General features: G+C 66.3%; 2 protein-coding genes. Both read left to right on the top strand.

What is annotated here, in order from left to right; all coding sequences use genetic code 11:
- Window positions 1-147: 147 nt before the first annotated feature.
- Window positions 148-912, top strand: coding sequence for an acetoacetate decarboxylase family protein (locus ABFX51_RS39365; protein WP_150070968.1), 765 nt, complete (start codon window positions 148-150; stop codon window positions 910-912).
- A partial coding sequence (locus tag ABFX51_RS39360; RefSeq protein ID WP_346056994.1) for an SDR family NAD(P)-dependent oxidoreductase occupies window positions 909-1,529 on the top strand: 621 nt, incomplete at its 3' end. The genes ABFX51_RS39365 and ABFX51_RS39360, both read left to right, overlap by 4 nt.

The following is a 1,529-nucleotide window of genomic DNA, read 5'->3' as shown; positions in this document are numbered from 1 at the left end:
CAGCATGCCCACACTTGATCAACTACGGCCAGCAGACGCGCCGATCATTTTGAAACGAGTTGTAAATAGACCGAGCCGACGCGCTTGACAGGAGTTGAATCCTGCATGCAGGATGCCCGCAGTTGTTTCGATGAGGAGGCACTTGCGATGTTCGGTCGGTTCGACATGCATCCTGGTGGCGGCGTCAACCCGCCCTATTCCCCCGCGTATCCGCTGGAATGGGAGACCGGGATCCACACTCTCGAGGTGGTCACCAAGGTCGACCGCGGGAAACTGGAAAAGCTGCTCGCGGACACCGGGTTCGAGTTGGTCAACGACCGGGTGGCGTTCCGCTTCATGCTCTCGCCCGGGCATACCCTGTCCCTCCACCGCGGCCGCATGTTCGACCTCATGGTCACCGTCGCCGTCCGCTACCGCGACCTGTACACCCAGACCCACATCTACATGTACTGCAGCGATCCGATGGGCATCGTCGCGGGGCGCGAGCTGTTCGGATACACCAAAAAGGACTGCGACTTCGAGTTCTTCGAGGCCGAAGACGGCAGCGTCAGCGGCTCGGTCACCCGGCGGTCGATCCCCCTCGCCGCGTTCTCCTTCACGCCCGATGCGGCCGCGCCACTGGTCCTGCTCACCGACGACGACGAGCAGCCGGGCGGCGAGCTGCACGTGCGGCGGCTGCCGGAACCCGACGGCGTCGGGGTCGCCTATGCCGACGTCGTTTACCGGCGCACCCCGATCGAGAACTCGAAACCGGTGCGCGGGCGCGTTGACATGCAGCTGCTCCCCTCACGGTTCGACCCGCTCACCGAACTCCAGCCCGAGGTGCTCAGCGCACAGTTCATGAAGACACCGGTTTACGGTGGTGGTTTCGGCGTCGAAGACCGGCGGCTGATCGAACGGCGTGTGCCGTGACCGCAGCCGGGGCGGCGATCGTGACCGGCGGTGGCGGCGATATAGGCGCCGCGATCTGCCGGCGCCTCGGCCGGAATGGGTGGACGGTGATCGTGGTGGACCGCGACGGCGACGCGGCCGAGAAGGTCGCCGGATCGCTGGCCGCCGCCGGCTCCACGGCCGAGGCCCGCGAGGTCGACGTCACCGAGCGCACACAGGTCGAAGCGCTGGTCCGCGACGTCACGAGCCGGCACGGTGGACTCGGCGCGCTGGTCAACAACGTCGGCATCGAGGGCGCGATACAGCCGCTGACGTCCTATCCTGAGGACGTCTTCGAACGAGTTATGCGGATCAATGTGCACAGTGTCTTCCTGGGGCTCAGCGCAGCGCTCCGGGTGATGGTGGAGGCCGGGTCCGGCGTGATCGTCAACACCGCCTCGACCTCGGCGATCCGTGGCCGCGCGAACCTCGCGGGGTATATCGCAAGCAAACACGCGGTGCTCGGGCTGACGAAGGTCGCGGCGCTGGAAGTCGTCGGCACCGGGATCCGGGTCAACGCGGTGCTGCCCGGTCCCATCGAAACGAGGATGATCCGCGCGATCAACGAAGGCACCCAGGCGCTGTCAGGCGCCGACGGT

The sequence above is a fragment of the Amycolatopsis dongchuanensis genome (genome assembly GCF_039542405.1).
GTDB classification, from domain to species: domain Bacteria; phylum Actinomycetota; class Actinomycetes; order Mycobacteriales; family Pseudonocardiaceae; genus Amycolatopsis_E; species Amycolatopsis_E sacchari.
Note: the sequence above shows the minus strand (reverse complement) of the source record. Positions and strands in the feature narration are given on the sequence as shown.

What these genes read in the sequence shown, in the direction of transcription:
- ABFX51_RS39365 (WP_150070968.1), top strand. Translation starts at nt 148, where the DNA reads ATGTTCGGTCGGTTCGACATGCATCCTGGTGGCGGCGTCAACCCGCCC.